Below are 26,964 nucleotides of genomic sequence, written 5' to 3'. Positions count from 1 at the left end.
GCTTTATATATTATTAAAGAAATTAATCTAATCAAATTTTTATGCACATAATAAAATGAATATTTTTTACTTATGAAAATAATAAGGCAAATTTAAATGAAATTTTAGTCAAATTTTCATCTGATTTTCAGAAAAGAATTTTAATATTAATAGATATGAGAAAGAGCTAGTAATGATATAACTAAAAAGATAAAGCGAGGGAAATATTAATCAGTAATCAAAAAACAATATATAAACAAAGTGGTGTAATAAATATGAAACTATTTAAGAAACTAAGCCAGGAAAATAAACATTTAGTGATTGCAACAATCTTAATGATCATTTATGTTTCTCCACTTTTCATATTAGGAGAAAATGCTCACATTAGAGTACATGATAATTTAGATTCAAACATTGCATGGTATAAAACACTTAAAAATTCAGGGCAATTATTTGGTAAATTAAATTCTACAATCCCACAGATCATTAATGGATTGCCTAGAAATGCTTATGGAACGGAATTTAGTGGTATTCAGTGGCTAAATAATCTCTTTTCGCCGATGCTAGCTTATTCCATCGGACAGACAATTACTAGATTTTTCGCGTTTTTTGGGATGTATATCCTGTTAAGAAAGCATTTTATAACATCAAAGGAAAATTACCTTATTAGAGTATGGGTCTCACTTGCATTTGCACTAACGCCATTTTGGCCGTCCGGAATGCTAAGTACATTGGGAATGCCACTAGCACTTTGGGCGTTTCTAAATATAAGAATTGGGAAATATTCTTGGAAAGACTGGATTACCCTTATTTTATTACCTTTCTATTCTAGTTTTGTATTAGGATTCTTTTTCTTTTTAGTATTTATGGGATTGCTATGGTTAAGAGATGTATTTGTAAAAAAGAAAATCAATCTAGTGTTCTTTTTAAGTATTTTATTAATGACTTTAATGTATTTAGCAATAGAATATCGCCTTGTATTCTCATTAGTCATTCCATCTGAACCAACAAGTAGAAACGAGTTTGTAAGCTCTACATTGGGTTTTTGGCATACGATTCGATTAGTGTTTAAGAATTATTTTTTAGGACATACACATGTCCTAACACTTCACACTCTAGTCATTGTTCCTTTATCTTTTATTGTATTCTGGACTTTAAGAAATAAAAAAAGAGGAATTATAGAAAAAAGGTTTCTATACTTATTTATTCTTAATTTTTTATTATCCGTTTGGTACGCCTTTTGGTTTTATAAAGGATGGAAGCCAGTAAAAGAACAATTTCAGCTTTTAAATACGTTTAATTTTGCTAGATTTCATTTTTTAAGACCTTTAATAATTTATTTAATGTTTGCCGTTGGAGCCTATCTTCTTTGGTTAAAGGGAAAAGGTTGGCAAAAGTTTGTGAAAATTTGTTTAGTAGTCCAAGTAATCGTAATGTTTTGTGCGAATGACGAGATTGTCTATCGAGTAGTGGGGAAACCATCTTTTAATCAATTTTATGCTGTAAATCAATTTAGTGAAATCTCAAAATATATTGGTAAACCTAAAAATAGTTATCGGGTTGCAAGTATAGGCATTCACCCTGCGATTGCTCAGTACAATGGTTTTTACACACTCGATACATATAATAATTTTTATTCGTTAAAATATAAACACGAATTTAGAAAAATAATTGCACCTGAACTTGAAAAAAGCCCCTTACTTGAAAATTACTTCGATCATTGGGGTGGAAGATGCTATTTATTTGTAGCTGAACTAGGTAAAAATTATGAATTTAAAAAGAACTCGAACGTAAAAATCCATCATTTACAACTAAATATTAACGAATTTAAAAAGTTGGGTGGGGAATATATTTTTGCGGCTGTCCCAATAGAAAATGCTAATAGTAATGGACTTAGATTGATGAAGACTTTTGATGATGTTCATTCAGCATGGCGCATCTATCTATACGAAGTAAAATAACCACTTTATAAGGACGTGATTATATATGATACCTTTATTAACAATTGTTGTACCTTGTTACAATGAGCAGGAAGTTTTTGAAGAAACAGCCTATCAACTCACTTACTTAATTGAAGAATTAATTTATGATTCTCTTATTTCAGATGATAGCAAAATTCTATTTGTAGATGATGGAAGTAAGGATCGAACATGGGAACTAATAGAAAAAGAAAGTATCGATAATTTATTTGTTAAAGGATTAAAGCTTGCTAAAAATGTAGGGCATCAAAACGCACTAATTGCTGGGCTTGAAATTGCTTATAAGCAATCCGATTGTGTAGTTTCAATCGATGCGGATTTACAAGATGATATTAATGTAATACGTAATTTTGTAGAAAAGTATAAAGAGGGTTTTGATATTGTTTATGGCGTAAGAGACAGTAGAGAAACAGATACCTTTTTTAAGCGTTCAACAGCGCTTGGATTCTATCGATTCATGGGGAAAATAGGGATTAATCTAGTTCCTAATCATGCAGATTTCCGATTAATGAGTAAAAGGGCATTAGATGAATTATTCAAATATAAAGAAACTAATTTATTCCTAAGGGGACTAGTTCCTCTTATAGGGTTTCCATCGACTAATGTCTATTACGATCGAAAAGAAAGGTTTGCAGGAGAATCAAAATACCCATTAAAAAAGATGCTCTCTTTTGCGTTCGACGGGATCACATCATTTAGTATAGCCCCGATTAGATTTGTATCACTGCTTGGGTTTTTATCCATCATATTTAGTTTGATAGCAGGTGGCTATGCAATAGTTCAACATATATTAGGAAATACGGTTAGTGGATGGCCATCATTAATGGTCTCAATTTGGTTTGTAGGTGGAGTTCAATTATTGGGAATCGGAATGATCGGTGAGTATATTGGAAAGATTTATCAAGAAGTAAAAAATCGACCTAGATACGCTATTGAAACAAATTTATATACAATGAGCGATTCTGAATTAGTAAATAAGGGGCAAAGATGAATAAGACATTTATCCGTTTTATTGCGGTAGGAATTGCAAATACAGTTGTAGGATTATCATTCATTTATTTATTTCTTCATTTATTTGGTTTGTCTTATTGGATTTCAACATTTATTGGAAATTCCATAGGAGCTTGTGTAAGTTATATTTTAAATCGAAATTTTACATTTAAAAGTCAAGGCTCTGTAAAAAAAAGTATTCCATTGTTTATTATAGTCATTTTAACCTGTTATTTTATAGCATTTAATCTCGGAGTTAAAATAATTGATTACATTTTAAATTTACAGGATTTTATCTCTCTAAATTATAAAAATGACTTAGCTGTTTTATTTAGTTCTGGGTTATATACGGTTTTAAATTACTTTGGTCAAAAATTGCTTGTTTTTAAGAATAAAAATATGACCAAAAAACAACTTAAAAACGAAAGAATGTGATTAAAATGAATATTTTAGTACTTGGCGGAGCTGGATATATAGGATCACATGCAGTATACATGCTGATTGAAAATGGCGTAAATGTAATAATTGTTGATAATTTGCAGACAGGAAATAAAGGAGCGATTCATTCAGAAGCCATTTTTTATAATGGGGATATTCGAGATAAGGAATTTTTAAGATCAGTATTTCAAAATGAAAAGATTGATGGTGTGTTACATTTTGCAGCAAATAGTCTAGTTGGTGAATCAATGGAAAAACCGTTGGAGTATTTTAGCAATAATGTATTTGGCACACATATTCTATTAGAAGTGATGAATGAATTTGATGTTAAAAATATCGTGTTTTCATCTTCCGCTGCTGTATATGGTGAACTTAAAATAGTACCTATCTCAGAAGACTGCATTCCAGATCCAACGAACACTTATGGTGAAACAAAATTAATGATGGAAAAGATGATGAAATGGAGTAGTTTAGCATATGGTATAAATTATGTTTCACTAAGATACTTTAATGTTGCAGGAGCAAAGCCTTCAGCCGAAATTGGAGAAGACCATTCTCCAGAGACTCATTTAATTCCATTGATTTTACAAGTTGCTTTAAATCAAAGGAAAGAGATTTCTATTTTTGGAGATGATTATAATACTCCAGACGGGACGTGTATTAGAGACTATATTCATGTTGAAGACTTGGTGGATGCTCATTTACTAGCACTTAAATACCTTTTTAATGGTGGGAAAAGTGATATTTTTAACCTTGGAAATAATAAGGGGTATTCAGTATTACAAATTGTTGAAGCGGTTCGTCGAATAACTAAGCATCCAATACCATATAAAATCAGTTCTAGACGAGTAGGTGACCCAAGTATTCTAGTTGCTTCTTCAGAGAAAGCTAAAAAAGTTTTAGGCTGGACGGTAAAGTATGAAGACATCGATTTAATCATTAGTGATGCTTGGAAATGGCATAAATCGAATCCTTATGGATTTAAGAATAAATATACTACTCAATATCATTAGAATTCTCTCTATATATAAAATCATAATTTGAAAAAACCTTCACCAAAAGTGAAGGTTTTTTCGTAAATTTAATTCTCACTTAACCTATAAATGTTTTACGGTGATAGAAAAATGATATAATATCACTAGTCGATTTATGGAGGTACGAGTATGAATCAACAGGAAATCATTTTACAAATAGAAAATTATGTTCGAAATCTTCATCAAGGTGATAGCTCTGGACATGACTGGCATCATATTGACCGGGTTAGAAATTTAGCTGTACATATTGCTCAAAAAGAAAATGCAAATCAATTCATCGTAGAATGTGCTGCTTTAGTACACGATGTAATAGATGATAAATTACATGATGATCTTGAAGCTCAGAAAACTCAATTAGAATCAGTTCTAAATGAATTATTAAATAGTATTGAAGAAGTAAACGCAATCATGTACATAATTGAAAATATCTCCTATAAAGGAGGAAATGGGGTTATTCCAACCTCTTTAGAAGGTAAAATTGTACAAGATGCTGATCGCTTAGATGCAATTGGAGCGATCGGTGTTGCTAGAACGTTTGCATACGGAGGTAAAAAAGGTCGTAGTATGTTTAACCCAGAGTTTAAAATAAGAGAAAACATGACGATCGAAGAATATAGAAGTGACAAAAGTTCTTCGTTACATCACTTCTATGAAAAAATATTAAAACTAAAAGACTTAATGAACACAAATTCAGCATTAGAATTGGCAGAGGAAAGACATCAATTTGTAGAAAAATTCATCGATGAATTTATGAAAGAGTGGAATTTTAAAATATGAAGATTTTAAGTGTAGAGAATTTAATTAAAACTTATGGGGAAAAAACTTTATTCGATAAAATTTCATTTACCGTAAGCGAAGGACAGAAAATTGGACTATTAGGTATAAATGGAACTGGTAAATCGAGTTTATTAAAAATTATTGCTGGTGTCGAGTCAGCTGATGATGGAAAAATTACTACTCCAAAGGATTATGTAATAAGTTATTTGCCTCAACATGAAGACTTTGATAAAAACCAAACAATTCTTGAAGCAGTATTTGAGAGTGATGATAAAGTAATGGTTTTAGTAAAATCATATGAAAAAACTTTACAAGCACTTGGAGAAGATCCATCTAATCAAGGATTACAAAATGAATTACTAAAATTACAAGCTGAAATGGATTCATTAAATGGTTGGGATTTAGAAGCAAATGCTAAGACAATTTTATCGAAATTAGGTTTATCAAATTTAAATTTAGACGTTTCATTACTTTCAGGTGGTCAGAAGAAAAGAGTAGCCTTAGCAAAAGCATTAATACATCCAAGTGATTTATTAATTTTAGATGAGCCTACGAACCATTTGGACTATGAATGTATCGTATTTTTACAAGAATACATAAAAAGACTGCAAAACGCTGTATTATTTGTAACCCATGATCGTTATTTTTTAGATGAAGTTACAACCGCATTATTAGAGCTATCAAATAGTAATATTTATCGATATGAAGGTAATTATCAGTATTATATTGAACAAAGAGCTGCTCGAGAAGAGCAAGATGCAGCTACTAATGAAAAAAGAAACAATTTATTTAGAAGAGAATTAGCTTGGATGCGTAGAGGAGCAAAAGCTAGAACGACTAAGCAAAAAGCTCGTATTCAACGATTTGATGACCTTTCGGGTAAACTAAACAATCAAGAAAAAGTGGAATTAGAGATGAACTTCCAACAAACTCGTTTAGGTAAAAAAGTTGTTGAGTTTATAAATGTTAATAAGTCTTTTAACGAGAAAAAGATATTAGATAATTTTAACTTACTTTTACTTCAAACTGATCGAATTGGAATAATTGGTGAAAATGGTGCGGGGAAGACAACTTTATTGAAAATGCTAGTTGGAGAAGAACAAGTTGATTCTGGTGAAATTGAAATTGGACAAACGGTTAAGGTAGCATACTATACTCAAATACAAGAAAATGTGAATCCAACTATGAGAATGATTGATTATATAAAGGAAGAAGCAGAAGTCATTCATACTCCAGATGGAAAAACAATTTCAGCTTCACAAATGCTTGAAACGTTCTTATTTCCTACTTCATCGCACGGTGTACAATTAGGAAAACTTTCAGGTGGGGAAAAAAGAAGACTATATTTATTAAGACTTTTAATGACTGCTCCAAATTTATTATTACTCGATGAGCCTACAAATGATCTAGATATTGATACTTTAACGGTTTTAGAAGACTATATTGAGAATTTTAGTGGAGTAGTAGTTACCGTATCACATGATCGTTATTTCTTAGATAAAGTTACAAATAAATTATTAATTTTCGAAGGTGAAGGGAAAATTTCATCTACATTAGAAAGCTATACGGATTATTTAGATCGACAATCTAACGAAAAACGTGAAATCGAAGTTATAAAAGAGACAATTGAAAAACCAGTTTATCAAAAAGAGCAAAAGAAAAAGCGATTAACTTATCAAGAACAAAAAGAATGGGACAACATTGAATCAGACATCGAAAAGCTGGAGAATGAGATTGAGCAACTAAATGAAAAATTACAAGGTGTAGGCTCTAATTTTGATGAAGCTTATAAACTTTCTAAAGATATTGAAGAAAAAGAAGCTGAGTTAGAACAGAAAATGGAGCGTTGGTCAGTTTTAAGTGATTTAGTTGAAAGTTTAAAGTAGATTATTAATTTTGAGTTTTGGATTATGATGTCATTTTACTACTCAAGTTTTTTTATCTCATAATGAATTTTTAAAAATAAATGTTTATTGAAAATACTATTTTCCTTTTTTTACGAACTTACAATAATTTTGTATTGTAGAAAAAAATAAAGGAGATGGTAATAATGATAAACAATGTTGTACTAGTAGGAAGATTAACGAAAGAGCCCATTTTACAAACTACACCGAATGGTAGGAAAACAACTTTTATTAATATTGCTACGAATGTTTATTCAGATTATCTGAAAAAAACGAGAACGAATTATGTTTCAGTAAAATTATGGGGTCCCATTGCTGAATATGCTACTAAAAAAGCAAAAAAAGGGATGGAAGTTTCTATTGAGGGAGTTATAAAAACTTCAAGTTATATAAAGGAATCTGAAAAACCTATTTATGTGACGGAAATAATAGTTGAGAAATTTCACCTTTTTACTCGTCGATCTGAAGAGTTAACTCACAACGCTGTCGAATCAAGTACAAATGAATTTGAAGAATTTGTTAAGGCGTTACAATAGTGAGTTTTTCCTCTTTTTGATAGAATGGACTAAATAACAAGAAGAGGAGATTAAGATGAAAATTAAGTCAATCGAACCAACACCGAGTCCTAATACAATGAAAGTGTTATTAGATGAGGAATTGCCATCAGGAAGTAGAAATCATTATTCTATTGATAATATTGACAAGGCACCATTAATAATTCAAGAAATATTAGGAATTGAAGGAATCAAAAGTGTCTATCATGTGGCTGATTTTATCGCCATTGATCGTAAGTCAAATGCAAATTGGCAAACCATTTTGCTTCAAGTCAGAAATGTATTTGGTGAAGAAGTAAATGATGAAGCTACTAATGAAACGATAATTGATAATCATTTTGGAGAGGTACAAGTATTTGTTCAAATGTATCATAATATACCAATGCAGTTGAAATTAATTGTAAATGGTGAAGAACAAAGAGCAGCCTTACCTCCATTCTATAAAGAAGCAATTATGAAACTAACAACATCTGCCTCAAATGTTGTATTTGAAAGACAATGGATTGATTATGGAATTCGTTATGGTGAATTATCAACAATTGAGAAAGAAATTATTGATGAATTAACGGCTACTCACACTGAAAACGATATAAAGAATATCGTGAACGAAGTGATGACGAATGATTCTACTAATGTTGAGAAAAAAGAAGTTCCTAAATTTGAACCATTTACTGCAGATATTTTTGAAGAAAAAGATTGGAAAAAAAGGTATGCGAGATTTGTAAAAATCGATCCTACACTTGAAGATTTACCTTTATTAGAGATTGCATTAAAAGATGAACATGTTTCAATAAGAAGATTAGCTACAGCTTATTTAGGTATGTTAAAATCAGAATTAGTGTTACCTTATTTATATGAGGCTTTAAAGGATAAGGCAGTGGGTGTAAGACGAATTGCTGGAGATTGTCTATCAGACTTAGGATTTGAAGAAGCAATGCCAGCTATGATTGAAGCATTAAAAGATCCTAGTAAATTAGTTAGATGGCGTGCAGCAATGTTTCTTTTTGAGCTAGGTGATGAAAGTGCAATACCTGCGTTAAAAGCCGCATTAGAAGACCCAGAATTCGAAGTGAAATTACAAGTTCAGCTTGCTTTACATCGAATTGAGAATGGTGAGGAAGCACTAGGTTCAGTTTGGAAACAAATGACTGAGCGTAATAAAATAGAAAATGACAAAGGAGAAACAAACTAATGAATGCATATGATGAGTACATGAAAGGGATCGTAAAACCAATGAGAGAGGAATTAACTTCAAATGGTTTTACAGAATTAACTACTGGGGAAGAAGTCGAGTCATTTATGAATGAATTAAATGATACTGCTTTTTTTGTAATCAATTCAGTTTGTGGTTGTGCTGCTGGACTTGCTAGACCTTCTGCAGTCCAAGCTGTTATTGATTCAGAAAAGAAACCTGCTAATGTTATGACAGTATTCGCTGGACAAGATAAGGAAGCTACTGCAACGTTAAGAGAATATTTAGCTGACTTCCCACCATCTTCACCATCAATGGCAGTATTTAAAGGTAAAGAGGTAGTTGGCTTTATTCCTCGTGAACAAATCGAAGGTTCAACTCCTGAAGACATTAAAGCAAGAATTCAATCGATATTTGCACAAATGTAAAAAGAGGATTTACCTCTTTTCAGTGTATAAACAAAATCCAAAAATTTGACTTTCAAACTGATTGCTAGCGCTTGTCTTTCGAGGAGCGGAGTTACCTTAAATGGTAATGAGCACCTTAGGCAGGCAAAGCAACGAAGAAAGCGAGCGTTTGGCGGGCAGCTGAAAAGAGGATTTTTCCTCTTTTTTTCTTAATTAAGGAGACATATGATTATTACAACTTGTTTAAGACCAGATGTGTATTTAGAAAAGGAAGCTGAGAAAATTGCTTCAGACTTAAATGGACAGCTAATTCTCCGAAAGGAATTTAGCATTGAAGAAATCTATGGTCAATTTAAAAAACCTATACTTATATTAGGTAAAAATAGATTAGAATGGTATGAGGATGACGAAGCAATTCCGTATTTTTTTCACCCGAATTCCTCAGTTTTTAGAATTAGGCGATTGATGAAGGGTGAACATGATCCTTTTTGTGACGCTTGTTTACTAACAAAAGGTGATTCAATACTAGATTGTACACTTGGAATGGCTTCAGATAGTATTGTTGCAAGCTATGTTGTAGGTGACCAAGGTAAAGTTTTAGGCTTAGAGAAAAACCAAATTATCGCTTACCTTACTAAGAATGGCCTAAAAACAAATAAACAGAACATTATAGATTGGTCGAATATCATCAACAAAATTGAAGTGAAAAATATAGATTATAAAACTTATTTGAAGACACTTCCAGATCAATCTTTTGATATCGTTTATTTTGATCCGATGTTTGAAAAAAATATTGAAGCCTCTTCGGGTATTGCAGCATTAAAAAATTTAGCTTCATATGATGACCTAACATATGAAGTAATCAATGAAGCAAAGCGAGTTGCCAAAAAAAGGGTAGTGTTGAAAGATCATTTTAGAAGTGAAAGATTTAAAAAATATGGATTTAATCAATTAATTCGCAAATCATCAGAATTTCATTTTGGTTATATTGAAATTAATGCAGAAGATCATTAAGAATTAACAATACATAATTAGGAGGCTAATATGAAGCAATACTTAGATTTATGTAAACACGTATTAGACAATGGCATGACAAAAACAGACCGTACTGGAACAGGAACAATTAGTACATTCGGTTATCAAATGCGATTTAATCTTCAAGATGGCTTTCCTTTAGTAACAACAAAGAAAGTTCATTTAAAATCAATTATTCATGAATTATTATGGTTTTTAAAAGGCGACACTAATATTCAATATTTAAAAGAAAATGGTGTTCGTATTTGGAATGAGTGGGCAGATGAAAATGGGAATTTGGGCCCTGTATATGGTGAACAATGGAGATCATGGAAAGCCGCTGACGGCTCAACAATTGATCAAATTACTGATGTAATTAATCAAATAAAAACAAATCCAGATTCTCGAAGAATGATTGTTTCTGCGTGGAATGTTGGAGAACTTGATAAGATGGCATTAGCACCATGTCATTGTTTTTTCCAATTTTATGTGAATGATGGAAAACTTTCTTGTCAGCTTTATCAGCGTTAATTCTGAGCGCCTTTACAGAGTAATCTGTATCGAAAACCTTGCTAAACGGGGAAACTCTTAAATTAAGACAATCCCGTGCTAAATTTATTCTTTTGAGACGATAAAGAATAATAAATGCCTAACGACTATCCAAATATGGAGTAGGGTGCAAGTGATTGGCACCCGAAATGCAAGGGACCTTATATGAGGTCGTGATATAGTCTCATCTGCATGGTGACATGCAGCAGTTCTTTTAAAGAACGGGCCAAGCGTAACGAACTTGGTTGAAGATTTTGTCAGCTGATATTTTCCTAGGAGTTCCATTTAATATCGCATCTTATGCACTATTAACAATGATGATTGCTCAAGTATGTGATTTAGAATTAGGTGATTTTGTGCATACGTTTGGAGATGCGCATATTTATACAAATCATCTTGATCAAATTAATTTACAACTTTCAAGAGAGCCTCATAAATTACCAAGAATGAAGTTAAATAATGAAATTAAAAACATTTTTGAATTTAAATATGAAGATTTTACATTAGAAGATTATGAATGCCATCCTGCGATCAAAGGGGTAGTAAGTGTATGATTGCTGCATTAGTTGCGATGTCAGAAAACAATGTGATCGGTTTAAATAATAAAATGCCTTGGCATCTTCCACAGGAGCTTGCTTATTTTAAGAAAGTAACTACTGGATATACAATTATTATGGGAAGAAAAACCTTTGATTCAATTGGTAGACCACTTCCAAACCGAGAAAATATCGTTGTGACAAGACAAAAGGATTTTCATGCAGAAGGTGTTACAGTCATTAATGATGTTATAAGTTATGTTGAAGAAAATAAAAATAAAGATTTATTTATTATTGGTGGAGCGGAAATTTTTAATTTAACTTTCCCATATTTAGACACACTTTATATTACTGAAATTGAACATAACTTTGAAGGTGACACTTTCTTTCCAAATTTTTCAAAGGAAGAATGGAATGTTAAATCTGTATCTGATGTACAAGTCGATGAAAAATCAAAAATTAAATTTAAATATTTTGTTTATGAAAAAAAGTGTTGACATCTTGAATTAGAGATATTATTATGAGGTTAAGGGATTTATTTATCCCTTAATTTTTAATAATAAATCTCGAATTAAAGATAAACGAAACTGAGAGGAAGATGTTTAAGATGAAAAAATTACTTTATATTACTGCAAATCCAAATGCAATTGAAAATTCATTTGGTCTATCTGTAGGGGAAGCATTTATTAATGAATACAAAAAAGCAAATCCTGAAAATGAAGTTGTTCATTTTGATTTATTTAAAGAAAATGTTCCTATGTTAGATGGAAATGTATTTGATGCGTGGGGCAAATTAGGAAACGGTACTGCTTTTGAAGAATTAAGTGCTGATCAACAAGCTACTTTAGCTGCTATGAATCGTAACTTAGAAATTTTCACTCAAGCTGATGAGTATGTATTTGTTACACCATTCTGGAACTTTAGTTTCCCATCAGTAGTAAAAAACTTTATTGATAATATCTCAATTGCTGGCAAAACATTTAAATATACTGAAAATGGTCCAGTTGGTTTACTTGAGAATAAAAAAGCTTTACACATTCAAGCAAGTGGTGGCGTTTATTCAGAAGGTCCTGCAACTGGAATTAACTTCTCTAGCCCATACTTAACAAGTATTTTAAACTTTGTAGGTGTTACTGATGTAACTACATTATTCGTAGAAGGTATGGCTGCAATGCCAGATAAAGCACAAGAAATTAAAGCTAATGCAATTGAAAAAGCTAAAGTTCTTGCTGCAGAATTCAGTGGTGCAAAAGTTTCGAACTAAAGATTCACTATATTAAGGAATCGGCTAATACAAGCCGATTCTTTTTTTTTGATTCTCGTTTTATAACATAATCAGGATGGATAATACTTTTCAAGTGGTTGGGCATTTTGTATAATAATTAACATACTCAATTATCGGAGGATTAATATGTTTCGCACAATATTTGCTGCAACACGCATTGTCATTGGTGTAATTGAAGCAAAGCTAAAATTATCATCAGTAAAAAAAATACCAAAAGAATTACCTGTACATGAGCAAGACCGTTTAATGCACCAATTTCCAGATTATTTCGGGAAAATGATGATTGGTTGTACTGGTAGTAAAGTTAAGGTTGAAGGAATCGAAAATATTCCTAGAGATCAAGGTGTCCTATTTGTAAGTAATCATCAAAGTAATTTTGATATTCCACTATTATTAGGATATTTAGAAAAACCTATTGGATTCATTGCAAAAATCGAACTAAAAAAACTGCCGATTGTACCTGACTGGATGGATCAAATGCATAGTGTATTTATGGACAGAAGTGATCGAAGACAGTCACTTAAAGCTATAAAAGAAGGCGTTGATAAACTGAAAAACGGCCATTCATTAGTAGTTTTTCCAGAAGGAACTAGAAGTAAGGGTAGTCAAATGGGGGAATTTAAATCAGGAAGCCTTCATTTAGCAACGAAGTCAGGGGTTCCAGTTATTCCTGTAAAAATTGAGGGGACCTATAATATTTTAGAAGCTAATGGTAATCGAATTAAACCAGCAATGGTTACACTTAAAGTATTTCCACCAATATATCCTGAACAAATTGGAATGACTGATGCCAAAGAATTAACGAACTATATTAAAGAGATTATTGAATAATAAAACTAAAAGCGCTCATTTGAAATGAAGCGCTTTTTTTAAACTACAAATTTAAATATACAAAAATACATAGATGCACTACCTAATAATACAAATAAATGCCATATTGCATGACTATATGGCCAGCGTTTGACTAGAAAAAAAATTGTACCAATCGAATAAAATAGCCCTCCTAATAATAAGTAGAAAAATCCTATTCCAGATAGTCCTACATAAATAGGTTTAATTGCGAACATCATTAACCAACCCATAATTAAATAAACAATGGTTGAAAATAATTCAAATCGATTAACATAGATAAATTTAAAGATTACTCCCGAAACTGCCAAACCCCAAATAATGGTAAATAATGACCAGCCAATCTTGCCTCTTAATGTTACGAGTAAAAATGGAGTGTAAGTTCCAGCGATTAATAAATAAATTGCAGAGTGATCTAAAATTGTAAATAGTCTAATTAATTTTGGGTCTTTCACGCTATGAAGTAATGTTGAGCAAATATAAAGTAGCAACATAGACAAACCAAAGACTGTAAAGGAAATTAAATGCCAAGGTGTCCCTTTATTAATAGCCTTATTAATTAAATAATATAGTGCTGGGATACTCAGTATTGCACCAATCCCATGAGTAATAGCATTTGCTAATTCTTCTTTCATTGCTCTACTCATAAAAATGCCTCCTATTTTAATTGAATCATTTTTAACTATGAGAGTATTATGAACAAATCTAGAGATTTAATGTTTTCAATATTTTATAGCTGTATGTATATTTTGATAGATCATTTTAACAGTTACTAAAAAGGAACGATTCATAACAGAGACAGATATGGTAAGCTGAAATTAAACAAAATTATCTAATCGGAGGTATATATGTTACTCATAAAAAATGGTGAAATATTTACACCAAAGTCGATAGGTAAAAACGATATTTTAATATCGAATGAAAAAATTGAGCATATTCATGAAGAAATAGACATTACCTCAACTTCAACTTCGGTACCTATACAAATATTTGATGCATCTGCCTACTATATTGTGCCTGGCTTCATTGATGCACATGTTCATCTTATTGGTGGTGGAGGGGAAGGTGGCTTTAAAACAAGAACTCCAGAATTATTGTTGTCTGATTGTATTAAAGGAGGAATTACCACCGTAGTAGGAGTCATAGGAACAGATGGAACAACAAGAACTATGACTAGCCTACTAGCAAAATGTAGAGCATTGGAAGAAGAGGGAATAACTTCATTTGTCTATACGGGCTCATACCAAACACCTGTCAAAACGTTATTTTCTAAAATTGAAGAAGACATCATTCTAATTGATAAGATTATCGGTGTAGGTGAAATAGCCATTTCGGACCATCGATCATCTCAACCGACAAAGGAAGAATTTGCAAGAATAGCTGCACAAGCTCGAAATGGGGGCTTACTTTCAGGAAAGTCCGGCGTTGTGAATGTTCATATAGGAGATAGTAAAAAAATGCTGTCAATGATCGAGGAGATTGTCGAAGAAACCGAATTACCAATTACACAATTTTACCCAACACATATTAACCGCAATAGCTATTTATTTGAAGCAGGAATTAACTTTGCTAAAAAAGGAGGGTTTGTTGACTTTACAACTAGCTCAATCCCACACTTTTTGAATAATGGTGAAGTGAAATGTAGTGTAGGGTTGAAAAGAATGCTCAATTCAGGTGTTAGCATTGATCAAATCACGTTTACATCTGATGGACAAGGTAGTCTACCCGATTTTGATGAAAACGGAATACTCCGAGGCATGAAGGTTGGAAGAGTAAGCAGTTTATTTAACGAAGTAAAAGACGCAATTTTAATTGAAGGCATCAAGATTGAAGATGCAATTAGCGTAATCACTAAAAACCCAGCCAATATATTAAAACTACAAAAAGGCCAAATCAAAAATGGATTCGATGCAGATTTAGTCTTCCTTAATAAATCCTCACTAGAAATTGAAGCAGTTATTTCAAAAGGAAAAATTATGATGCAAGATAAAGAAGTTTTAGTAAAAGGAACATTTGAATAAGAAAAAGTTTTAGAGGTAGAAAAGCAGGTAGTACCAAGTGTACCTGCTTTTAGTGTGTTGAAATATAAAATGCTCAATAGGGAAATGGTACATTTAAATATTATTGATGATAAAATTATTATTTTTTGATGTTCTGTTAATGATTTTAAATTGTATTATGTTTGAGCATTTTTATTATACCAACAAACTCTGCAATTGTTTTTTCTCAGAATAGTATTAAGAACTAATTTTTTGAAAAACAAGAGTTAAATGATTAGTTCTTAAAGTTGATTTTCGATTTTAATTGACCTACAAACTGATTAATACACTGTTATTTTACTCTAAGTAAAGGATATTAAATTAGATTTTTATTGTAGACTTTTCTTTGATGAATAAGTTGATTGGAATGGAGGGGTGCTCGACTCCTATGGGATATGCGGGAAGGCTGAGACCCCACAGGAACGAACGTGACGAGGAGGCTCAGGTCTCGCCCCATGGAAAGCGAGCATCCTGTAATGGAAATCAACCTCACTCTATTTCAACAGCGTGAAAGCAGGAAGTACTAATTACTACCTGCTTTTAAAATTTTTTTCGTCCTCAAACCTTTAATTTCTTAATCCCTCTTCGTTTCAACGAATAAAACAATAATCGAAAATTCATACTAGAAATAATTGTATTCGAATGAGGTGAATGATTTGTATATAAAAAAGACTGCATTAATCTTAATTTCGATAATTGCAGTCGTTATTTCGGCTTGCAGCAGCAATAATCAAGATTCTAGTAATACGTTTAAAATAGGAATCGTCTCAAATTCAAATGGAAAGAATAACAGTTATTTAAACTCAAGTGCAATGAAAGGTATTACTAAATTTGCAAAAGAGGAAAATTTAAAAAAAGATCAGAATTATAAATACATTACAACAAGTAGTACAAAAAGTTTTGAAAAGAAAATTACTAAAATGGCTGATTCAAATTATGATTTGATAATTGGAATAGGTAATAATTTATCTTCTGTATTAAATAAGGTTGCAGAAAACAATAAGAGTACTAAATTTGGTGTGATTGATTCAAGGGTTGACCAACCAAATGTAATTAGTATTAATTTTACTGAACAAGACGGAAGTTTTTTAGCAGGTGTAATAGCAGCAATGAAAACAAAAACCCAAAAAATTGGATTTATCGGTGGGGACGACAATGAAATTATTAACAGATATAAGTATGGGTTTATTTCTGGAGTAAAATCAGTAAATAAAGAAATTGAAGTTCTAACTGCGTATTCAAATACGTTTAATGACCCTAAAATAGGTTCAAGAATAGCAAACGACTTTTTTATGAAAGACGTAGATATTATTTTTCCTGTAGCGGGTTTAACAAGTAAAGGCGTATTTACAACTGCAAAAAAGGTTAGAAGATCAAATCAAAGAGAAGTATGGGTAATAGGAGCTGACCGTAATGAGTATAGACACGGTTTACCTGAAAACGTAACGCTTATCTCACTTGTGAAAAAAATTGATCAAGCAGTATATGATTTAGCTAAACAAACAAAATCAAATGAATTTCATGGCGGTAAAACATTAATTTATGGTTTAAATGAAGATGGTATAAAATTAATTCTGGCGGATAATAATGTTGAGGAGTCAATATTAGTAAAGGTCAATGAATATAAGGATAAGATTCAAAGTGGTTCTTTAGTGGTACCTAGTAATAAAGAAGAGTATTTACAGTTTAGAGATAAATTAATTTAAATTAAAAACAACAAAAAGAAACAATAATATTATTATGTAAACTAAAAACAAATAAGTTATTAAATTTTATTAAAATTCCTTGAAATTATTTGACGAATGAACAAATTTTTGACAATATTACTATATAAGGAAAGTTTGGTACTTACTTATTAATAGTGGATGGAAGTTGGGGGAAAATAATGGCTAACATAGGCTTTCCAGGTTTAATTTTAATTTTAATTTTAGCATTAATTATATTTGGACCAAAAAAATTACCTGAAATCGGAAGAGCATTTGGAGATACACTTAGAGAATTTAAGCGTTCTACACAAGGTTTAACAAATGATCTTTTAGAAGAAAAAGACGAAAAGAACGGCAAATAAATCAGTAAAAGACTCGGTAAAAGTACCGAGTTTTTTATTTTGGAAAATTCTACATCTACTTCTTTTTTATCTATAACCTCATCATGACCTTCTTCTAAATAAAAACTTCCTCACTTGTCAATATGATTTTTAAAGAAATATTGAAATTTTAATGGAACTTTAATATTTACTGTCAACTTATAGTAAAAATGATATAATAAATTTGCTTTGCAAAATTTGTAGAATTTTAGAGAAGAAAGATGTGAATTGATTGGCAAACATTAAAATTGTAACTGACTCAACGGCCGACTTATTAAAAGAAGAAATTGAAAATTTAAATATAACAGTCATTCCTTTAACAATTCAAATAAATGGTGGAACATATTTAGATGGAGTTAATATATCTCCAAAGCAATTTATTGAAGAAATGCAACAATCAGTTGAATTGCCAAAGACATCTCAACCAGCTGTAGGAAAATTTGTAGAAACATTTGAAAAATTGACAGCCGATGGAAGCAAAGTCATTTCAATTCACTTATCTAGCGGTTTAAGTGGTACTTATTCAACTGCATGTGCAGCTGCTGGGATGGTTGAAGGTGATGTAACAGTAATCGATTCAGCTTTTATTACAAGAGCAATGGCTTTTCAAGTCATCGAGGCAGCAAAAATGGCTGAGGACGGATCCACTGTTGAAGACATTGTTAATCGTCTAACGGAAATTAAAAATAGTACGTATTTATATATTATGGTAGATACACTTGAAAATTTAGTTAAAGGTGGAAGAATTGGAAAGGGTAAAGCCTTCATTGGGTCATTACTAAATATTAAACCGCTTGCATCACTTGAAGGTGGGGTTTATTCTCCAGTCGGTAAAGTACGTAGCCATCAGCAAGTAGTAAAAACTTTAACTAAATATTTTGAACAAGACACACTTGGAAAAACCATAAAAGGTATAGGAATTGCTCACGCAGATGCTACTGAGCTTGCAGAGACTCTTAGAAATTCAATTCAACAACTAACGAATCTTGAATTAGATGAAACCGTTTATACAACCCCAGTAATTAGTACGCATACAGGAAAAGGTGCTATAGGGTTCATTTTTTATGCTGAATAGATTTATATTTAACATTGGAAAAAGAAGAAGCTTAATAAATGGCTTCTTCTTTTTTATTTCTAACGGTAGAGTGATGAAATGTTTCACCTAGTAAAGAAATTTGAAGCTTTTCAGGTTTTATTTTTTTCCTTTTCCATTCAGAACATAATCGCTCTAGAGCCTCAAAAGGAGTATCGTCTGCAAGTTTAAATGTTCCGTAATGCATTGGGATAAATAACTTCGCGTTTAGATCTAAAAACGCTTGAACAGCTTCTTCTGGTGACATATGGTTGTGTTTCATAAACCATTCAGGTTCATATGCTCCGATTGGAATAATTGCTGTATCAATTTGAAATCTTTTACCGATTTCTTTGAAGCCTGAAAAATAAGCACTATCACCAACGTGATAGATACATTCTTTAGACGTTTTGAAAACAAATCCACCCCAATGTGATTTATTTCTGTCAAATAATGTTCTCTTCGTCCAATGTTGAGAAGGTACGAATGAAATATTGATCCCTAAAAGGTCTTTTGACTCCCACCAATTCATTTCATGGACATTTTTATAGCCTTTACTAACAAATTTTTGTTTTAAGCCGATCGGTAAAATAAATCGTGTTTTTTTAGGGAAGTGTCGCAATGTATTAAAATCTAGATGATCATAGTGACCATGAGAAATACAAATTATGTCAATTGGAGGTAATTCTGATATAAGTATGCCTGGTTTTGATAATCGTTTTTTTAAAGCCATTTGATTAGCATAAACAGGATCAGTTAAAATATTGACTCCATTTATTTGTATTAAAAAAGTAGAGTGTCCAATCCAAGTAATTGTTGTTTCATTACGATTTTCCTTTAAATAGGAGATTTTTTTATGACTACATTGTTGAATTACACTACTATAATCCTTTTTTGCCCTACTTCTTTCTATTCCGCATTTGATAATATCTTTAAAAGTTTTACGATAACTCGTGTCTAAATTTTCATATTTTTTATTTGCCATTATCAGTCATCCTTTCAAGATTCTTTATCAATATGTTTAGTTTAACTTTACTTTGTAAAAATATCATTTGAAAAATTTTAAATATATATGTCAATTAGTTTAAATTATTAGAAAGAAACGATCTGTTTTTGATACAATGGACAAGTACAATGCTAGCGTAGGGGGATAAGTATGAAGAGAAATACGGTATTTGTGACATTTATAATGATTTTATGCCTGGCTTTATTAAGTGGCTGTGGAAATAAAATTGAAAATCCTTTAAATTGGGATTTAGAAAAATTTACATACACTAACCAGGACGGTAAGTCTTTTGGGACAAAAGATTTAAAAGGAAAAGTCTGGCTAACAGATTTTATATTTACAAGTTGTGAAACAGTTTGTCCGCCAATGACAGCAAATATGGCAAAACTTCAACAAAAGGCTGCAGAAAAGAAGTTAAATGTAGACTTCATCTCATTTAGTATTGATCCTGAAGTTGATACGCCACAATTATTAACTACATTCGCAAATAAATTTAATGCTGATTTTAGTAATTGGAATTTCTTAACGGGATATTCTCAAAAACACATTGAAAAATTTGCATCTGAAAATTTTAAAACGATTGTTAAAAAACCTGAAAACAATTCACAAGTTATCCATGGTACTAAATTTTATTTAATTGATCAAAACGGAAAAATCGTTAAAGATTATAGTGGTGTAAGTAATGTGCCATTTGATGAGATTTTATCTGATATGGAAATATTAACAGGGAAATAAAACTGCGTTTCAGTAAAAAAATCATCTATCTATTTAATAAAAAACTGAGTTTCTAAAAGATACTCAGTTTTTTTGTTTAATTTGAATTTAGTTAATTGGATTCGTTTAAGTAGTCGGTAATATGCAAAATCGTGTTTTAGTCTAAAAAGATTTGTTTTTGGTATTCAGGTAATTTTGTACCTTTTATGACAAGCATACCGTTTTCGTATGTTGCTGTTGCAGTTGTTGCATTAATTGGGAAAGGTAATTTTACAACTCTTTGGGATTGGCTATAAGAATATTTTTTATAGGAGTAATTTGATTGATCATTTTGTACTTCAGTAGTTGTATCAGATTTTAAGCCAATTGTTAAGATTGTTCCTTCAAGGTCCATATAAATTTGTTCTTTACTTACACCTGGCATACTTGCCTGAATGATTAATTCCTCACCGTTTTCAATGATTTCTACACCGATTGAGGAAAAAACTCCATGTTTATGAAAGAATTTATCAATCTCATCAAAAAGACCTCGAATTGGCGACTGATCGATTAGATCATCCACCTTTTTTAAATAATGTTGAAGATCAATAGATGAATGACTTTGCTTTTCATCTTGAGTGTTGTTATTTTCTTTTTCACTCATTTTCATACCTCCTATCATTCCGACTAACGCAGTATATGTAAGGAGCCTAAACACTGTGCATGTTTTGATGTAAGGATTTTTTATGAATAGGCATGTTGAAATTCAATTTTTGTAATGTACAATGAATGGAAAGATAAAACGCGAGAAGAGGAAGTAGAATGGAAATACTTTTTGCAACAAAAGAAGATGTACAAGAAATTGTAACAATTTATAATGATGCAATTCTAAATACTACAGCAACATTTGATATGAAAATAAAAACGGAAGAAGAAATGCAAAAATGGTTTTCCAACCATACAGATCTTTACCCGGTAATTGTTTCTAAAGATAATGGGCAAGTAACTGGGTATTGTTCACTTACTCAATTTAAGGAAAAAGATGCATATAAACATACGGTTGAACTATCTGTCTATATTCATCCTGATCATCGTCGTAAAGGGCTAGCGAAGGCATTAATGGTTGAAATGATTGAAACTGCTAAAAAATTAGGCCACTTTACAATTATTTCTTGTATTACTAGTGGGAATGAAGTGAGTGAAAGATTACATGAGAAATTAGGATATAAAAAGGTAGGTCATTTTTATAAAGTAGGCCAGAAATTTAATAAATGGCTAGATATCGCATATTATCAATTAATGCTATAGTACAAATCCTGTAATCTGAATGGGATACATTTTAATCGTAAAATTTTAGATTTTGTACACACACTGAAACACTCAGGTTTACCTGGGTGTTTTTATTTGTAAAAAGGCCGTATTATTCATAATTTCTATAGTATGAACGTAAAATGTAGGAGAAATGTCGGAAAGTGGGGGAAATGACTTTGAAATTAAAACGCGCATTGACCCAGAAATTAGCAAAAAAAATTCACAACTTTTTATTCCTTGGAAAAATTGTTACAGAAAGAGTAGTGGACCAAGAGAAGCAGAGCTTACTTTATTATGAAGACGAAGATCATATTCGTTTTTATGTAGAGTGCTTATCTCCAATTCCATCAAAGTTAAAAACGAGTTTTTCAACTCAAGATGTTTTGTTTGTAGGGACAACTGCAAATAAAAATAATGAAAGTAAAATAAGACCACTAATTAAAAGTAAGAAAAAAGATGAGATAATTGAAGGATTAAAAAAGATTTTTGATTCTAAATTAGTCATGTTTCGTCTTGAATATGCAAATGAAGTAGTTACAGCAGATCTAGTAGAGTTTTTTGATGGGAAACGGGACACCTCCTATCATCTACTGCCTGTCATTGAACTTAGGGGAGAGGGAAAGCGTGAAGAGGTCGAAAACCGACTAATAAAAGGTTCTTTGCCAATTCATCTGCCAAAATACTTTAATGATTTTGATCAACCAGAATTTGTCTTTTATGAAAATAGACTATATGGCAATTTATTTTTAAAATCGATGATGAATGATATTAGTTACTTAGAAAAACAAAATGAAGTTACATTTCAAGATTATGAAGAAGATGAACTAAAAAAGTCATTTATTCATTTAAATCATTTAATTTATTTTATTCCCGAAAAACAATGGGAAGAGTTGAGTAAAAACTTTAAAAAAGAATGTAAAGAACTTATTTATACGCAAGAATTTACCGAGAAACAAGCATTTCCAGTTGAATGGAGTAATGATACTGAAAATGCTTTTATTGAACGATTTTACCAAAATTGTTTGCAGCAAGGCTTGTTATACGAAAAAAAAGATATTATTAATTTTCATATATGTTGTAAATTTCAGGCTCTAACAATTTTAGGTGGTGTAAGTGGTACTGGGAAATCACAATTAGCACGTATATATGGTGAAACCTTAGGACTTGAATTTGGAAAGGAGTTATTATTTGTTCCAATTTCCCCGTCTTATCGAGAACATTATGATTTATTAGGTTATTTAAATCCGACTACTGGGATTTATATAGATTCTGAGACTGGATTAACAAAATTACTGATAGAGGCTGAACAATTTCCACACAGGATGTATATGGTGATATTTGATGAAATGAATCTTTCTCAAATTGAACATTGGTTTAGTAAATTTTTATCAATTTTAGAAATGCCTCAGGATAAGAGAGTCATAACTTTATTCCATGATCATAACGTAGTCATTAATCAATATTATAAGCCTAAAGTAAGAATCGGTAATAATATTATTTTTGTTGGAACAGTTAACTTTGATGAAACATCAAGTGAGTTTTCTTTAAGATTATTAGATCGTGTAAATATCATCTCACTTAGGTCAACGTCATTCGTAAATTATGCAGAAAAGATGAATAACGAAAATATTTATGAAACTGTGCCACAAATTTATATTAATGCAGAAAACTTCAGTAATTGGACGAAGAAAACATTAAGTGCATCTGAGCTTACAAGTGATGAATTAAAGTTTTTTGATGAGTTTAATAAAATAGTAGAACATTCACTAAGTGAGCGAATAATCTCTCCGCGTATGATTAAAGATTTATCAAATTATTTAGCTAACATACCTACTCTTCCTTCCCATATTCAATTCGAACGCAAAGAAGCGGTTGATCTTTTTGTTAAGCAACGCGTATTAACTAAAGTTAGGGGATTATTTGCTAATTTAGAAGAACTTATTGGTACTGGGGAAGGGAACGAGCAGGAAGGGCTACTAAATATGGTCATGAAATCTAATTTAGGTAGATCAATTTCTGATTTTGAGTATTCGATTAAAGAATTGAAAAAGAAAAGAAAGCAACTGGAGATTGATGGATATGTCAACTAATAATAGTCCAGAAATTTTTGAGCCTCTTTATCTACCATTTACGATTGCAATTCTTGTTGGAACTAGGGGGAAAGAGGAAAAAATATCTCTTGATGCACTGACAATGAACCCAAAAGAGGCTTACTTATTTGCCTATGAAATACAAGAATTAAAAAGATTTTTATTTCAAGTCGATGGTGAGTTTGACGGTAAAATTACGTTCGTTTGGAATAATCTTTATCATTTTCAACAAGAAAACCTGGATGATCAGCAGTTTATTTTTACATCTGAAAAAAGAAAAATATTAATATATGAACATGGTAAAACCGAGAATGCATATCCTTGGAGATGCGGATATTATGAATTTTGTATTATTTATCAAGACCAACACTTTTATGGAATGATAAAAATAGTACCAAAAAATTTAGATTATGATCAATTAGAGTGGATGCATTCAACATTACATCAACAAATAAATGGAATAATGAATGACTCACAATACTTTAAAAAATCTTCCGCTTCATTTACTCAAAATGGAACAATGTATTTTTGGCCAATTATTCGATTTATCGAGTCAAATGAAGAGAGACTGCTAGTTGCAATTCAGCAATTTATTAGTAAATTAAAGCGGAAACAAAAAAAGGAATATGAATTAAAAAGGCAGGTGAAAAAATTAGATTTTAATACAATTAGATGGACCTTATTGCATCCAGCCATTTCAAATGCAACAAATTTAACAATGCAACCGGTCGTTCAAGAAGAAAATTATATAGATGAAATAAAATATGCTAAAAATAAAGTTCGTAAATTTATACTAACAATTGAAACTTTATTAACCTTTGTAAAATATGAATTAGTTAAAGACAAAAATAAAATGGATCAAATCGATTTTCAAGTGAAGGATATAGAAAAAATGATGCAGAATGTAGTTGGGAATGGCTCAATTACTGATCGAGAAAAAGCTAAATATAGACAGTCAAAAATGTTAAAAGAGCTAGAATTAGAAAAATTATCTAAAAGTGTTTCAGAAAAAGAGCGCATTACGAATTCCTTGGAAAAACTTTATGAAGTCTATTTTAGAGAATATACAATCGGAATCTTTCGAATAGCGACGGATACTGATACTTCAAAATATCCAACTAGTCCATCGAAAGTATTTTTAAATTTTATTCATTCTTTAAGCTTGTTTGATAAAAAGGTAAAGGAATACGGAAAAAAACAAATGCTTTTACCTGTCTATAAGCCAACTTTTTTACTATATGAATACTTTGTCTTTTTCTCATTATGCGATATTTTCTTAAAGCTAAAATTTAAAAATGATTCTGAACCATTAGCTGAACAGATTTTAATGCATATAAAAGACGATGAGTTAATGGATGGCGCATTTGTGTCGCTTGAAAATAAAAGTTGGATCATTAATTTAGTTTATAACGAAATTATTGAAGGAAGTCCGCAAGTATCACTGTTAAAAGGAACAAATTTTTTTAGTGGTGAAGAATCTAAAAAACCGGATATAAGACTAGATTTTTATCGAAAAAAAAATAAAGAATACGTTGCTTCGATCATTTTTGAAATTAAATATAGTCCAATGTTTAATATTTATCAACCAGTAGGGAATACAAAGGCAATGGAACAAATGTATAAATACTGGGGACTAAAGTATGTTGAACGTGTTAATGGAAAAATGACATATGTGCGAAAACCGATCAATGAAGTAATTTGTTTATATCCAGGTAGTAATGTTCATCGTAAAGTTCTTGAAGCGGGCTGTGGTACTTATATTCAGTTTTATCCTAGGAAAAAGGGCGAGGATTTTTATGAACTAATTGGTGAAAGAGAGCTAGTAGATATAATAAACAGAACACTTGAAGAACTTAAATAACCCAAATTTATACTGTATTTAGAAAGTCAACCAACCAATCTTTATGTGCCCTTTACCATTCGACGGCATAGGGCATATTTCTTTAATTCGAAGATGTTCTTTGACATTTTCATACATTGTTTATATTATAAAATACGAAATAATATTTCTGTTAAAAATTTACATTTTATTATTAATCTATACTACAAAACTAATTATGAGATAATTTTGATTTCACAAATTATACATAATTAGTTATGTAAGCGTTGCCAAAAGCTAAATTTTACCATACAATAGAGCCATATATAAACAGGCCAATTAAATATTTTTTTAACAAAATAACTAAATAGAATTAAAGGGACAATATTAAAATTTGGTATAAACGTTGTTTAATAGACGTAAGATAAGAATATTTATATAGGAATTTTAGGGGTGAGTGAGAGTGTTTCGTGTTATTCATACAAAAGAAGAGAATAATTTATTTAACGAGCTTTGGGGAGATTTTTGTGAAGAAAACGAAATACCTTTCTTAGTAAGAAGTAATGAAGTTACTCGTTATGGAATTTGTAATTCGGATAAAAAGTTAATTGGTACCCTCGAGTTTAGTAAATATAATATTGAAAATGAGGATAAAAATAAATATTACTATGATTTTTCCGAAAACAAATACATTAAATATATTCAAAATGAAGAAATCTATGAAATTGGTAAATTATTAATTACAAGAGAAAATAGAGGTAAAGGATTTTTTAAACAAATTTTACTAGCATGCTATGATCATGCCAATCAAACTAACGCTGATTGGTATATTGGTACAATAAATAAAAGACTATATATGTTTGCTAGAAGTGCAGGTTTTAAAATTTTACCGATTGATGAATATTTTGAAATAAGTGATGATATAATTGCTGTACCTTTTTTATTGGATATAAAGCACGCTATTAAACTATTGAAATATTCAAATGAATTTAAAGAAATTTTAATGTATTATGATAAATAAATGAGAAAAACTCAGGGATAAACCTGAGTTTTTTAATTTGCATACTATTCTTGTTCAAGAATGCCTGCTGCCTGGTTCGTTTGATTATAAGCTGTTTGACAAGCTTGAAGCGCTTGCTCGATTCTTTCGTGGTTTTGTGGTTTTTCAACGGTTTCTAATGCAGATTGAAGACATTCAATTGCGTGTTTAAGTTCAGTAGTTGCATCCTGAGTATATTGACGCGCATTTTTTTGCATGGAAATTCCTCCCTTCATACAATTTTATTTTTGACCAACATTCATTTTAGTATGTAAAAAAACGTAGAAGAAAATTCTTCTACGTTTTTAACTCCAAACGCTTA

The 26,964-nt window shown here is 30.9% G+C and carries 27 protein-coding genes and 1 pseudogene; 24 read left to right on the top strand and 4 right to left on the bottom strand.

The features are described 5' to 3' along the window. The first annotated feature begins 254 nt into the window (after positions 1-254). The 15 genes and pseudogenes from ACFWM3_RS15155 to ACFWM3_RS15085 all read left to right on the top strand — a co-directional run bounded on the left by ACFWM3_RS15155 (position 255) and on the right by ACFWM3_RS15085 (position 13,469). Positions 255-1,940, top strand: a complete 1,686-nt coding sequence (locus ACFWM3_RS15155) for a DUF6044 family protein (RefSeq protein ID WP_390311916.1) — start codon at positions 255-257, stop codon at positions 1,938-1,940. A 25-nt stretch (positions 1,941-1,965) separates the two neighbouring features. Then, positions 1,966-2,949, top strand: coding sequence for a glycosyltransferase family 2 protein (locus ACFWM3_RS15150; protein ID WP_390311915.1), 984 nt, complete (start codon positions 1,966-1,968; stop codon positions 2,947-2,949). Further along, positions 2,946-3,383: a GtrA family protein gene (locus tag ACFWM3_RS15145; RefSeq protein ID WP_390311913.1), complete on the top strand. Its 438-nt coding sequence runs from the start codon at positions 2,946-2,948 to the stop codon at positions 3,381-3,383. Before ACFWM3_RS15150 ends, ACFWM3_RS15145 begins: the two co-directional genes overlap by 4 nt. 5 nt (positions 3,384-3,388) lie before the next feature. Beyond that, positions 3,389-4,399, top strand: a complete 1,011-nt coding sequence (gene galE, locus ACFWM3_RS15140) for a UDP-glucose 4-epimerase GalE (protein ID WP_390311912.1) — start codon at positions 3,389-3,391, stop codon at positions 4,397-4,399. A 150-nt stretch (positions 4,400-4,549) separates the two neighbouring features. Then, positions 4,550-5,197: an HD domain-containing protein gene (locus ACFWM3_RS15135; protein WP_056466414.1), complete on the top strand. Its 648-nt coding sequence runs from the start codon at positions 4,550-4,552 to the stop codon at positions 5,195-5,197. After that, positions 5,194-7,083 carry an ABC-F family ATP-binding cassette domain-containing protein gene (locus tag ACFWM3_RS15130; RefSeq protein ID WP_390311911.1) on the top strand — a complete coding sequence of 630 codons (1,890 nt, stop codon included), beginning with the start codon at positions 5,194-5,196 and terminating at the stop codon, positions 7,081-7,083. The genes ACFWM3_RS15135 and ACFWM3_RS15130 overlap by 4 nt, the downstream gene beginning before the upstream one ends. A gap of 164 nt (positions 7,084-7,247) precedes the next feature. Further along, a complete protein-coding gene (locus ACFWM3_RS15125; protein ID WP_390311910.1) occupies positions 7,248-7,637 on the top strand; it encodes a single-stranded DNA-binding protein in 390 nt (129 codons plus the stop codon). A gap of 55 nt (positions 7,638-7,692) precedes the next feature. Then, the gene (locus ACFWM3_RS15120) at positions 7,693-8,847 is read left to right on the top strand and encodes a conserved virulence factor C family protein (RefSeq protein WP_390311909.1); all 1,155 of its coding nucleotides are present in this window, start codon (positions 7,693-7,695) and stop codon (positions 8,845-8,847) included. Continuing rightward, positions 8,847-9,275: a BrxA/BrxB family bacilliredoxin gene (locus tag ACFWM3_RS15115; RefSeq protein WP_056466401.1), complete on the top strand. Its 429-nt coding sequence runs from the start codon at positions 8,847-8,849 to the stop codon at positions 9,273-9,275. The genes ACFWM3_RS15120 and ACFWM3_RS15115 overlap by 1 nt, the downstream gene beginning before the upstream one ends. A gap of 204 nt (positions 9,276-9,479) precedes the next feature. After that, positions 9,480-10,268 carry a class I SAM-dependent methyltransferase gene (locus tag ACFWM3_RS15110; protein ID WP_390311907.1) on the top strand — a complete coding sequence of 263 codons (789 nt, stop codon included), beginning with the start codon at positions 9,480-9,482 and terminating at the stop codon, positions 10,266-10,268. A gap of 30 nt (positions 10,269-10,298) precedes the next feature. Then, positions 10,299-10,796: pseudogene (thyA, locus tag ACFWM3_RS15105) on the top strand (thymidylate synthase); the annotation flags it as partial. 275 nt (positions 10,797-11,071) lie between these two features. Continuing rightward, on the top strand, positions 11,072-11,371 hold the full coding sequence (thyA, locus tag ACFWM3_RS15100) for a thymidylate synthase (RefSeq protein WP_390311906.1): 300 nt from the start codon (positions 11,072-11,074) through the stop codon (positions 11,369-11,371). Then, on the top strand, positions 11,368-11,850 hold the full coding sequence (locus ACFWM3_RS15095) for a dihydrofolate reductase (RefSeq protein WP_390311905.1): 483 nt from the start codon (positions 11,368-11,370) through the stop codon (positions 11,848-11,850). Before thyA (ACFWM3_RS15100) ends, ACFWM3_RS15095 begins: the two co-directional genes overlap by 4 nt. A gap of 110 nt (positions 11,851-11,960) precedes the next feature. Next, positions 11,961-12,617: an FMN-dependent NADH-azoreductase gene (locus ACFWM3_RS15090; RefSeq protein ID WP_056466385.1), complete on the top strand. Its 657-nt coding sequence runs from the start codon at positions 11,961-11,963 to the stop codon at positions 12,615-12,617. Positions 12,618-12,764: 147 nt separating this feature from the next. Continuing rightward, entirely contained in the window at positions 12,765-13,469 is a 705-nt protein-coding gene (locus tag ACFWM3_RS15085; protein ID WP_390311904.1) for a lysophospholipid acyltransferase family protein, read from the top strand. A gap of 38 nt (positions 13,470-13,507) precedes the next feature. Here the strand turns inward: ACFWM3_RS15085 and trhA are convergent, their stop codons facing one another. After that, positions 13,508-14,134: a PAQR family membrane homeostasis protein TrhA gene (gene trhA, locus ACFWM3_RS15080; RefSeq protein WP_390311903.1), complete on the bottom strand. Its 627-nt coding sequence runs from the start codon at positions 14,132-14,134 to the stop codon at positions 13,508-13,510. A gap of 201 nt (positions 14,135-14,335) precedes the next feature. Between trhA and iadA the strand changes: the two genes are divergently transcribed. From iadA to ACFWM3_RS15060, 4 genes are all read left to right on the top strand, one after another. Next, entirely contained in the window at positions 14,336-15,508 is a 1,173-nt protein-coding gene (gene iadA / locus ACFWM3_RS15075; RefSeq protein ID WP_390311902.1) for a beta-aspartyl-peptidase, read from the top strand. A 674-nt stretch (positions 15,509-16,182) separates the two neighbouring features. After that, positions 16,183-17,232 carry a BMP family lipoprotein gene (locus ACFWM3_RS15070; protein ID WP_390311901.1) on the top strand — a complete coding sequence of 350 codons (1,050 nt, stop codon included), beginning with the start codon at positions 16,183-16,185 and terminating at the stop codon, positions 17,230-17,232. 176 nt (positions 17,233-17,408) lie between these two features. Continuing rightward, positions 17,409-17,594 carry a twin-arginine translocase TatA/TatE family subunit gene (locus tag ACFWM3_RS15065; protein ID WP_056467043.1) on the top strand — a complete coding sequence of 62 codons (186 nt, stop codon included), beginning with the start codon at positions 17,409-17,411 and terminating at the stop codon, positions 17,592-17,594. Positions 17,595-17,844: 250 nt separating this feature from the next. Then, positions 17,845-18,687 (top strand): DegV family protein, encoded by an 843-nt coding sequence (locus ACFWM3_RS15060; RefSeq protein WP_390311899.1) that lies wholly within the window; start codon positions 17,845-17,847, stop codon positions 18,685-18,687. A gap of 31 nt (positions 18,688-18,718) precedes the next feature. Here the strand turns inward: ACFWM3_RS15060 and ACFWM3_RS15055 are convergent, their stop codons facing one another. After that, positions 18,719-19,669, bottom strand: coding sequence for an MBL fold metallo-hydrolase (locus ACFWM3_RS15055; protein ID WP_390311897.1), 951 nt, complete (start codon positions 19,667-19,669; stop codon positions 18,719-18,721). 171 nt (positions 19,670-19,840) lie between these two features. Here ACFWM3_RS15055 and ACFWM3_RS15050 point away from each other — a divergent pair, with 171 nt between their 5' ends. After that, entirely contained in the window at positions 19,841-20,425 is a 585-nt protein-coding gene (locus ACFWM3_RS15050; protein WP_390311895.1) for an SCO family protein, read from the top strand. Between the two features lie 136 nt (positions 20,426-20,561). On the opposite strand, the gene ACFWM3_RS15045 is transcribed toward ACFWM3_RS15050, so the two are convergent. After that, a complete protein-coding gene (locus tag ACFWM3_RS15045) occupies positions 20,562-21,047 on the bottom strand; it encodes an Hsp20/alpha crystallin family protein (RefSeq protein ID WP_390311893.1) in 486 nt (161 codons plus the stop codon). 158 nt (positions 21,048-21,205) lie between these two features. Between ACFWM3_RS15045 and ACFWM3_RS15040 the strand changes: the two genes are divergently transcribed. The 4 genes from ACFWM3_RS15040 (at position 21,206) to ACFWM3_RS15025 (ending at position 26,624) form a co-directional block, all read left to right on the top strand. Beyond that, positions 21,206-21,691 carry a GNAT family N-acetyltransferase gene (locus tag ACFWM3_RS15040; RefSeq protein WP_390311891.1) on the top strand — a complete coding sequence of 162 codons (486 nt, stop codon included), beginning with the start codon at positions 21,206-21,208 and terminating at the stop codon, positions 21,689-21,691. 179 nt (positions 21,692-21,870) lie between these two features. Then, a complete protein-coding gene (locus tag ACFWM3_RS15035; protein WP_390311889.1) occupies positions 21,871-23,784 on the top strand; it encodes a hypothetical protein in 1,914 nt (637 codons plus the stop codon). Then, on the top strand, positions 23,774-25,645 hold the full coding sequence (locus ACFWM3_RS15030) for a hypothetical protein (protein ID WP_056466348.1): 1,872 nt from the start codon (positions 23,774-23,776) through the stop codon (positions 25,643-25,645). Before ACFWM3_RS15035 ends, ACFWM3_RS15030 begins: the two co-directional genes overlap by 11 nt. A 421-nt stretch (positions 25,646-26,066) precedes the next feature. Further along, positions 26,067-26,624 (top strand): hypothetical protein, encoded by a 558-nt coding sequence (locus tag ACFWM3_RS15025; protein ID WP_056466345.1) that lies wholly within the window; start codon positions 26,067-26,069, stop codon positions 26,622-26,624. Between the two features lie 44 nt (positions 26,625-26,668). Here ACFWM3_RS15025 and ACFWM3_RS15020 read toward each other — a convergent pair whose 3' ends face one another. Further along, positions 26,669-26,860, bottom strand: coding sequence for a hypothetical protein (locus ACFWM3_RS15020; RefSeq protein ID WP_056466342.1), 192 nt, complete (start codon positions 26,858-26,860; stop codon positions 26,669-26,671). Positions 26,861-26,964: the final 104 nt, after the last annotated feature.

The organism is Gottfriedia sp. NPDC058432, assembly GCF_042721555.1.
GTDB lineage: Bacteria > Bacillota > Bacilli > Bacillales > Bacillaceae_G > Gottfriedia.
This window is presented reverse-complemented; position numbering and strand designations above follow the sequence as displayed.

Coding starts and splice junctions, on each gene's coding strand:
- ACFWM3_RS15050 (WP_390311895.1), top strand. CDS start 19,841: ATGAAGAGAAATACGGTATTTGTGACATTTATAATGATTTTATGCCTG.
- ACFWM3_RS15040 (WP_390311891.1), top strand. CDS start 21,206: ATGGAAATACTTTTTGCAACAAAAGAAGATGTACAAGAAATTGTAACA.
- ACFWM3_RS15095 (WP_390311905.1), top strand. CDS start 11,368: ATGATTGCTGCATTAGTTGCGATGTCAGAAAACAATGTGATCGGTTTA.
- ACFWM3_RS15145 (WP_390311913.1), top strand. CDS start 2,946: ATGAATAAGACATTTATCCGTTTTATTGCGGTAGGAATTGCAAATACA.
- ACFWM3_RS15130 (WP_390311911.1), top strand. CDS start 5,194: ATGAAGATTTTAAGTGTAGAGAATTTAATTAAAACTTATGGGGAAAAA.
- ACFWM3_RS15155 (WP_390311916.1), top strand. CDS start 255: ATGAAACTATTTAAGAAACTAAGCCAGGAAAATAAACATTTAGTGATT.
- ACFWM3_RS15020 (WP_056466342.1), bottom strand. CDS start 26,860: ATGCAAAAAAATGCGCGTCAATATACTCAGGATGCAACTACTGAACTT.
- ACFWM3_RS15030 (WP_056466348.1), top strand. CDS start 23,774: ATGTCAACTAATAATAGTCCAGAAATTTTTGAGCCTCTTTATCTACCA.
- ACFWM3_RS15055 (WP_390311897.1), bottom strand. CDS start 19,669: ATGGCAAATAAAAAATATGAAAATTTAGACACGAGTTATCGTAAAACT.
- ACFWM3_RS15090 (WP_056466385.1), top strand. CDS start 11,961: ATGAAAAAATTACTTTATATTACTGCAAATCCAAATGCAATTGAAAAT.
- trhA (WP_390311903.1), bottom strand. CDS start 14,134: ATGAGTAGAGCAATGAAAGAAGAATTAGCAAATGCTATTACTCATGGG.
- galE (WP_390311912.1), top strand. CDS start 3,389: ATGAATATTTTAGTACTTGGCGGAGCTGGATATATAGGATCACATGCA.
- iadA (WP_390311902.1), top strand. CDS start 14,336: ATGTTACTCATAAAAAATGGTGAAATATTTACACCAAAGTCGATAGGT.
- ACFWM3_RS15085 (WP_390311904.1), top strand. CDS start 12,765: ATGTTTCGCACAATATTTGCTGCAACACGCATTGTCATTGGTGTAATT.
- ACFWM3_RS15110 (WP_390311907.1), top strand. CDS start 9,480: ATGATTATTACAACTTGTTTAAGACCAGATGTGTATTTAGAAAAGGAA.
- ACFWM3_RS15135 (WP_056466414.1), top strand. CDS start 4,550: ATGAATCAACAGGAAATCATTTTACAAATAGAAAATTATGTTCGAAAT.
- ACFWM3_RS15115 (WP_056466401.1), top strand. CDS start 8,847: ATGAATGCATATGATGAGTACATGAAAGGGATCGTAAAACCAATGAGA.
- ACFWM3_RS15120 (WP_390311909.1), top strand. CDS start 7,693: ATGAAAATTAAGTCAATCGAACCAACACCGAGTCCTAATACAATGAAA.
- ACFWM3_RS15045 (WP_390311893.1), bottom strand. CDS start 21,047: ATGAGTGAAAAAGAAAATAACAACACTCAAGATGAAAAGCAAAGTCAT.
- ACFWM3_RS15125 (WP_390311910.1), top strand. CDS start 7,248: ATGATAAACAATGTTGTACTAGTAGGAAGATTAACGAAAGAGCCCATT.
- ACFWM3_RS15150 (WP_390311915.1), top strand. CDS start 1,966: ATGATACCTTTATTAACAATTGTTGTACCTTGTTACAATGAGCAGGAA.